General features: G+C 69.7%; 7 protein-coding genes and 1 pseudogene. 3 read left to right on the top strand and 5 right to left on the bottom strand.

Going from position 1 to position 7,668, the window contains the following annotated elements; genetic code table 11:
* Window positions 1–129: pseudogene (locus GA0116996_RS28160) on the bottom strand (2-methylcitrate synthase); the annotation flags it as partial.
* Between the two features lie 99 nt (window positions 130–228).
* Window positions 229–1,137, bottom strand: a complete 909-nt coding sequence (prpB, locus tag GA0116996_RS27590) for a methylisocitrate lyase (protein WP_092318240.1) — start codon at window positions 1,135–1,137, stop codon at window positions 229–231.
* Window positions 1,138–1,418: 281 nt separating this feature from the next.
* Here prpB and prpR point away from each other — a divergent pair, with 281 nt between their 5' ends.
* Window positions 1,419–3,386: a propionate catabolism operon regulatory protein PrpR gene (prpR, locus tag GA0116996_RS27585; protein WP_092318225.1), complete on the top strand. Its 1,968-nt coding sequence runs from the start codon at window positions 1,419–1,421 to the stop codon at window positions 3,384–3,386.
* A gap of 20 nt (window positions 3,387–3,406) precedes the next feature.
* Here prpR and GA0116996_RS27580 read toward each other — a convergent pair whose 3' ends face one another.
* Together GA0116996_RS27580 and GA0116996_RS27575 are read right to left on the bottom strand one after the other, a co-directional pair.
* Complete coding sequence (locus tag GA0116996_RS27580) at window positions 3,407–4,408, bottom strand: cysteine synthase A (protein ID WP_092318222.1); 1,002 nt, start codon at window positions 4,406–4,408, stop codon at window positions 3,407–3,409.
* A gap of 132 nt (window positions 4,409–4,540) precedes the next feature.
* A complete protein-coding gene (locus tag GA0116996_RS27575; protein WP_092318219.1) occupies window positions 4,541–4,834 on the bottom strand; it encodes a putative quinol monooxygenase in 294 nt (97 codons plus the stop codon).
* A 223-nt stretch (window positions 4,835–5,057) separates the two neighbouring features.
* On the opposite strand from GA0116996_RS27575, the gene GA0116996_RS27570 reads away from it, so the two are divergent.
* Window positions 5,058–6,281, top strand: a complete 1,224-nt coding sequence (locus GA0116996_RS27570) for an HD-GYP domain-containing protein (protein WP_092318217.1) — start codon at window positions 5,058–5,060, stop codon at window positions 6,279–6,281.
* A gap of 18 nt (window positions 6,282–6,299) precedes the next feature.
* Here the strand turns inward: GA0116996_RS27570 and GA0116996_RS27565 are convergent, their stop codons facing one another.
* A complete protein-coding gene (locus tag GA0116996_RS27565; protein ID WP_092318215.1) occupies window positions 6,300–7,208 on the bottom strand; it encodes a LysR family transcriptional regulator in 909 nt (302 codons plus the stop codon).
* A gap of 121 nt (window positions 7,209–7,329) precedes the next feature.
* Here GA0116996_RS27565 and GA0116996_RS27560 point away from each other — a divergent pair, with 121 nt between their 5' ends.
* Complete coding sequence (locus tag GA0116996_RS27560; protein WP_092318237.1) at window positions 7,330–7,647, top strand: DMT family transporter; 318 nt, start codon at window positions 7,330–7,332, stop codon at window positions 7,645–7,647.
* The last annotated feature ends 21 nt before the right edge of the window (window positions 7,648–7,668 follow it).

Genomic DNA, 7,668 nt, shown 5'->3' with positions numbered 1-7,668 from the left:
GTAGCCACGGTAGTGCAGGTCGTTGCCGGTACGGCCGACGGTGCACAGCGCGGTATTGCCGGCGGTCACGCCCGACAGCGCGACGGATTTCTTGGGCTTGGGAGTGACGAGCGGTTGCGCTTCGGACATCTGGGTCTCCTTGGTGTGATGCCTGGTGTTGCCTGTCTGTGGTCGTGCAAGCGGCCGGGAGGGGATATCCCCGGCCCGGCCGCGCCTGAGTCTGGTCGTTTACTTGCCCTTGCCTTGCGCGAACAGGGCGTCGAGCTTCTGCTCGAAGGCATGGTAGCCGATGCTCTCGTAGAGCTCCGAGCGGGTCTGCATGGTATCGACCACGTTCTTCTGCGTGCCGTCGCGGCGGATCGCCGCGTAGACGTTTTCCGCGGCCTTGTTCATGGCGCGGAAGGCCGACAGCGGGTACAGCACCATCGACACGCCGGCGCCGCCCAGTTCCTCGGTGGTGAACAGCGGCGTGGCGCCGAATTCGGTGATGTTGGCCAGCACCGGCACCTTCACCGCGTCGACGAACTTGCGGTACATGCCAAGGTCGGTCATGGCTTCCGGGAAGATCGCGTCGGCGCCGGCTTCCACGCACGCCACCGCGCGCTCGATCGCCTTGTCCAGGCCTTCCACGGCGAGCGCGTCGGTGCGGGCCATGATGACGAAGTTGTCGTCGGTGCGGGCGTCGACCGCGGCCTTGATGCGGTCGACCATTTCACCCTGGGTGACGATTTCCTTGTTGGGACGGTGGCCGCAGCGCTTGGCGCCGACCTGGTCCTCGATATGCATGGCCGCGGCGCCGAACTTGATCAGCGACTTGGTGGTGCGGGCCACGTTGAAGGCCGAGGCGCCGAAACCCGTGTCCACGTCGACCAGCAACGGCGTGTCGCACACGTCAGTGATGCGGCGGATGTCGGTCAGGACGTCGTCCAGGTTGGAAATGCCGAGGTCGGGCAGGCCCAGCGAACCGGCCGCGACACCGCCGCCGGACAGGTAGATGGCCCGGTAACCGGCACGCTTGGCCAGCAAGGCGTGGTTGGCATTGATGGCGCCGACCACCTGCAGCGGATGTTCGTCGGCAAGCGCCTGGCGGAAACGGGCGCCGGCGGAGCGCGCGAGGTCGGAAGCGGAGTAGGTCATGGCGTATGCGTTGGTGAACAGGACAAGCCGGATAGTGCAAGGGATGTGCCAGGCCTTGCGGAAGCGGCAGGGAAACCCCGGCATCCCTTGTCAGTATTGGGCTGGCGGGCAGGGTGGCGGGTTTCGTCGCGGCCTCCATGGCGGGATCTCCGCACATTTGAAATCCAAACCCCGTGTCTTGGAATTCAAAGTTGAAATCCCGCGCCGCGTAGCGGACAATGTGACAGCACTGTACGCCTGTTCCTCTCGCCTTTCATCCCACTTTCCTTCCGCACCGCATCATGGCTTCGCCCGTTTCCACGCAAGGCCGCCCGCGCATCTGGGCGATCGGCATCAGCCGCCTCGCGCGCGCCTTTGCCGACCTGATTCCGGCCTATGCCGACCGCGCCGAATTCCGCATCGTCGGCAAGGGTTTCGAGGCCGCCGCCAGCGCGGTGTCGCGCGAGGTGCGCGAGGGCCGGCTCGACGTGGTGGTCGCCGGCGGCTCCAACGGCGCCTACCTGCGCCAGCATGTCGACGTGCCGGTGGTGCTGGTCAAGGTCACGGGCTTCGACGTGATGAGCGCGCTGGCCACGGCGCGGCGGATCTCGCCGCGGGTGGCGCTGGTCACGCACGCGGCGACCTATGCCGAGGTCGATGAATTCGTGCGCGCGTTCTCGCTGTCGGTGCCGGCCTACACCTACCTGACCGAGGACGACGCCGTGGCGCGCGTGAAGGCGCTCAAGCAGGAGGGCATCCAGGTGGTGGTGGGCCCCGGCCTGGTGACCGACCTGGCCGATCGCTATGGCCTGACCGGTGTGTTCCTGTATTCCGGCAACTCGGTGCGCATGGCGCTGGAAGACGCGATCGAGGCCGCGCGCCTGCGCCGCATCGAGGCCACCCGGCGCGACTACGTCAACACCATCCTGGCGCACCTGAACGAGGGCGTGGCGGCGGTCGACGCGCAGGGGCGGATCCAGTCGTTCAACCCGGCGATGGAGCGCTTCCTGGGCACCTCGGCCGCCGCCGCGGTGGGGCGCAAGCTGCAGACGCTGGCGCCCAGCCTGGCGCTGGAAGGCGTGATGCAGACCGGCGACAAGGAGCTCGAGGCGATCCACAAGCTGGGTGACAAGATGGTGGTGGTCAACCGCATTCCGATCCTGGGCGAGGCCGGCACCACCGGCGCGGTGCTGACCATCCAGGACGCCAGCGCGATCCAGCGCGTCGACCGCAACCTGCGCTCGCGCAGCCGCGCGCGGCCGGCGGCGGTGCGCTACAGCCTCGACGACCTGGCCGGCACCTCGGCGGCGATGACGGCGCTGCGCGAGCTGGCGCGGCGCTACGCCGCGGTGGACTCGACCGTGCTGATCGGCGGCGAGAGCGGCACCGGCAAGGAGGTGCTGGCGCAAGGCATGCACGATGCCAGCCCGCGCCGCGCGTTCCCGTTCGTCGCGGTCAACTGCGCCGCCTTCCCCGAGGCGCTGCTGGAAAGCGAGCTGTTCGGCTACGAAGAGGGCGCCTTCACCGGTGCGCGCCGCGGCGGCAAGGCCGGCCTGTTCGAGTCGGCCCACAACGGCACGCTGTTTCTCGACGAGGTCGGCGACATGCCGCCGGCGCTGCAGACGCGCCTGCTGCGCGTGCTGCAGGAAAAGCAGGTGCTGCCCATCGGCGGGCTCGACGCGGTGCCGGTGAACGTGCGCGTGATCGCCGCCACCCATCGCGACCTGGCCGCGATGGTGCGCGACGGCAGCTTCCGTCAGGACCTGTATTACCGCCTCAACATCCTGCGCATCGCCATGCCGCCGCTGCGCGAGCGCGCCGAAGACCTGCCGGAGCTGGCCGAACTGCTGTACCGCCGCGCGCAGGACCGGCTGGGACTGGAACGCCCGCAGCGCCTGCCCGCGGCGGCGCGCGCGCGGCTGGCGCGCTACCGCTGGCCCGGCAATATCCGCGAGCTGGAAAACGTAACCGAACGCATCGCGGTGCTGGTCGCCGGCCGGCGCCTGGACGGCGAGGCCTTGCAGCGCGAACTGCAATCCGCGGCGCCCGAGCTGTTCGGCGATGCCGCGCTTGCCACTGTGCCCGGGGCCGAAGCCGCAGCGGCGGCGCCGGCCGCACGGGCGCGCCGCTCGCTCGCGCGCGTCAAGCAATCCAGCGAAGTCGACCATATCCGGCGCGTGCTGGAGGAGTGCGGCGGCGACCGGACCGCCGCCTGCCATATCCTCGGCATCAGCCCCACCACGCTGTGGCGGCGGCTGAAGGCGGCCTAGCGCTGACGTTAGCGTGGACGTTACCCCGCGGGGCTGGCGCGGCGGAACGGAATCGGCTGCAGCCCCTTGCCCTGCAGCCACTGTTCATTGAACAGCCGCCCCATATACAGGTCGCCACGGTCGCACAGCAGCGTCACGATGGTGTGCCCCGGCCCCATCTCGCGCGCCAGCGCCACCGCGGCGCCGACGTTGATGCCGGATGACCCACCCACGAACAGTCCTTCCTCGCGCAGCAGCCGGTAGACCATGTCGACGCAGGTCTGGTCGTCGATGCGCACGGCGTCGTCGATCGGCGTGTCCTGCAGGTTGGCGGTGACGCGGCTGGAGCCGATGCCTTCGGTGATCGAGCTGCCTTCGGCCTTGACTTCGCGGTGCTTGACGAAGTGGTACAGGCCGCTGCCGTGCGGATCCGCCAGCACGATGCGCACGCCCGGCTTGTGTTCCTTGAGGCAGCGCGCGATGCCTGCCAGCGAGCCGCCGGTGCCGGTGGCGCAGGTGAAGGCGTCGATCTGGCCGGCGGTGGCCTGCCAGATCTCGGGGCCGGTGGTCTCGTAGTGGGCCTGGCGGTTGGCGAGGTTGTCGAACTGGTTGGCCCAGATCGCGTTGTCGGTCTCGTCGGCCAGCCGGCCGGCGATCTTCTGGTAATTGTCGGGATCGGCGTAGGGCTTGGCCGGCACCGCGCGCACCTCGGCGCCCAGCATGCGCAGCCGTTCCATCTTTTCCGGGGATTGGGTGTCGGGTATCACCACGATGCAGCGGTAGCCGCGTGCCGCGCACAGATGGGCCAGACCGATGCCGGTATTGCCCGCGGTGCCTTCGATCACCGTGCCGCCCGGCTTCAGCAGCCCGCGCCGCTCGGCGTCGCGGATGATGTAGAGCGCCGCGCGGTCCTTGACCGAGCCGCCGGGATTGAGAAATTCCGCCTTGCCGTAGATGTCGCAGCCGGTGTCTGCGCTCAGGCCGGCCAGCCGGATCAGCGGCGTGTGGCCGATGGTGCCGGCAAATCCATCCCTGACTTCCATGGTGCACTCCTGCCGCGACCGTCGCGGGCGTCACCTTGAGTGATAGATCGGTGCGGCGGCAATGACAAGCGGGCAGGGCGGGAAGTGACCGGGATGGCGCCTTGCGCCGGGGCTGGCGTCGAGCCGGCGGGCTCAGGCCGCGTTGAGCCAGCGGAAGCTGAAATCGCCCTCGACGAAGTCCGCGCGCGCGGCGTGGAAATCGCGCATGTACGGGCGGTTCAGGTGCGATTCGAGCGCGCGCTTGGAGTCCCAGACCATGTAGATGACGAACACCCGCGCGTCCTCGGCATCCTGCCCGACGTGGTAGTCCAGGCAGCCGGGCTCGGTCAGCCCGCGCGAGCGCAGCGCGGTGAGCTGGGAGACCAGCGCGTCGCGGCGGTGGGTCTTGGCACGGGCGATGCCGACTAGCGTGTACGTTCCGGACATGGTGAACGGGGGCGACTGGCTGGCGTCTGTGAGCACTGGGCCAGCCATTGTAGCGGCGGCCATGGCCGCCGCCGGCAATGCCCGACGGCGCCGTCCGGGCATTTTGGCGGCGCTTGACAAGGGTGCGCGGCGCCGTTCCTGCCGCCGTGACCGCTCAAGTTATGCCCGCCGCTGCCGATAGCCGGGGCGACAACAAGAAAACCATCATCCGAGGGGTTGGCGCATGCTGAGACGCATTGGGTCGGAGCAACTGCAGGTCGGGATGTTCGTCGCCAGGCTGGGCGGGCCCTGGATCAGTCACCCGTTCTGGCGCGCGCGCTTCCTGGTCGCCAGCGAGGAGCAGGTACGGCAGATCCGGTCGGCGGGCGTGCGCGAAGTCTGGATCGATATCCTGAAGGGCCGCAATCTGCCGACGCCGGAAGAGCAGGCCAGCGCAGCCCCGGCCATTGCCACGGCCCAGCCCGCGCCCGGCGCCGATGGCCCGGCTGACGCGGCGCCAGCCACCACGCTCGAGGCCGAGATCGTGCATGCGCGCGAACTGCTGCAGTCCGGCAAGGCCGTGATCGGCTCGATGTTTGCCGACGTGCGCATGGGGCGGGCGCTGGAGGTCAGCGGTGCGCTGCTGCTGGTCGACGCGGCTTCGCGCTCGCTGTCGCGCCATGGGCAGGCGCTGCTGGCGTTGGTGCGGCTCAAGGCGCGCGGCGACGACAACTACCTGCATGCCTTCGCGGTCTGCGCGCTGACGATCGCGGTCGGCCGCACCCTGCGCCTGCCCGACGACGAGGTGCGCGAGCTGGGCCTGGCCGGCCTGGTGCATGACATCGGCAAGCTGGCCGTGCCCGGCGCCGCCAGTCTCCGCGCCGGCGAGCGCACACCCGAGCAGGAGGAGGCCTACCGCCGCCATCCGTCGGCGGGCTATCGCATCCTCAACGACGCCCGGCTCTATTCCAATATCCCGCTCGATGTCTGCGTCCACCACCATGAGCGCGTCGACGGGCGCGGCTTTCCCTTCGGCCTGGTCGGGCGCGAACTGAGCGTGCACGCCCGGATCGGCGCGATCTGCGATACCTATGACGCGCTCACCGCCAGCCACCCCGGGCACCAGCCATGGTCGCCGGCCCGCGCCATGGAATACATGGCGGTGCGCGTCGACACGCTGTTCGACCGGCGCGTGTTCAAGGCCTTCTCGCGCACCGTCGGCATCTATCCGCTCGGTACCGTGCTGCGGCTGCGCTCCAACCGGCTGGCGGTGGTGTGCGCGCAGCATGACGCCGATCCGCTGCGGCCCAAGGTGATGGCGTTCTACTCGGTGTCGCAGTCGCGGCCGGTGCCGACCGAGCTGATCGACCTGCGCCATGGCGACGAGACCGTGGTGGCGTTCGAAAACGCGGCGGAGTGGGGCTTTACCGATGAGCAGTTGCTGGAGATGTATGCGCCGGCGGCATGAGCACGCCGCGACGTTGCGTCATCCCGCCAGCCATCTCCCTTCTCTGAGCCGCTCATGCAGGAAATCCCCCAGCGCCCGTACGCGCGCGCTGTGCCGCAGGTCGGGGTGGGTCAGCACCCACAGGTCGGTGTCCATGGCGGGATCGGGCGGCGCCAGCCGCACCAGCGCCGGATCGTCCCCCGCCAGCAGGCACAGCAGCATGCCCGCGCCCATGCCATGCCGGACCGCGTCCGCCATCGCCACCAGGCTGTCGGCGCTGACCGCGCGGCGCGGCTCCGGCACGTGCTCGCGTATCCAGCGCGCCTGCGCCAGGTGCGACAGCGCTTCGTCCGGCACCACCCAGTCATAGGCCGGCCAGTCCGCCAGCGCGGGGCTGTCCGCCGTGGCCAGCAGCCCGAGCTGCTGCAGGTAGCTGCGCGCCGCGTACGGCGCTGTCTGGAGCCGGCCGATGCGGCGGCCCACCAGGTACTCCGGCGGCGCATTGGCCGGGCGGATCGCCACGTCGGCCTCGCGCCGGCTCAGGCTGAGAAAGCTGTTGTTGACGACCAGCTGCAGCTGGATGCGCGGATGCAGCGCGCGAAATTCGGCAAACAGCGGCATCAGCAACGCGCCCAGCAGTGTGTCGGTGGTGGTCACGCGCAACGGCCCGCTCAGCTGGCGGTCGAGGCCGGACAGCTGGCGCTGCGCCGCATCGATCTGTTCGCCCACCCCGGCCAGCCGTTGCGCCAGCGCCTCGCCGGCCGGGGTCATGGCGTAGCCGGTGGCATGGCGCTCGAACAGCAGCGTGCCGAGGGTGTCTTCCAGCCGCGCCAGGCGGCGCAGCACCGTCGAGTGGTTGACGTGCAGGACGCGCGCGGCGCCGGCCAGCGAGCCGGATTGGCCGACGGCGAGGAAGTACTTCAGGTCGTCCCAGTCTGCGTCCTGCATGTTTGCATAATCCTTTTGCACGATTGGCCAGTTCCCGTGCGGATCCGCACAGCCTACAGTGGCTGGGCGTGGCCGGCAATGGTTGCCGGCGCGCGCCGGGCTCAGGGAGGAAAACATGGCGATGGCGTGGACGCTGCTGGTGCTGGCCGGGCTGATCGAGATCGTGATGGCGCTGGCGCTGAAACATACCGACGGCTGGACCCGCCTGGGCCCGACGGCGCTGGGCATCGGCGCCGCGCTGGCCAGCATCTACCTGCTCAGCGCGGCCCTGCGGCACCTGCCGGTGGGGACGGCCTACGCGATCTGGACCGGCATCGGCGCGATCGGCGTGACGCTGATCGGCATCCTGTTTCTGGGCGAGAGCGCGTCGCCGCTGCGGCTGGCGCTGATCGGGCTGATCTTCGTCGGCATCGGCGGGTTGAAGTTGCTGCCGGCCTAGCCCGCATCCGCATGGCATGCA

Source organism: Cupriavidus alkaliphilus, assembly GCF_900094595.1.
GTDB classification, from domain to species: domain Bacteria; phylum Pseudomonadota; class Gammaproteobacteria; order Burkholderiales; family Burkholderiaceae; genus Cupriavidus; species Cupriavidus alkaliphilus.
The sequence above is the reverse complement of the archived record's forward strand: the minus strand, read 5'-3'. Positions and strand labels throughout refer to the sequence as shown.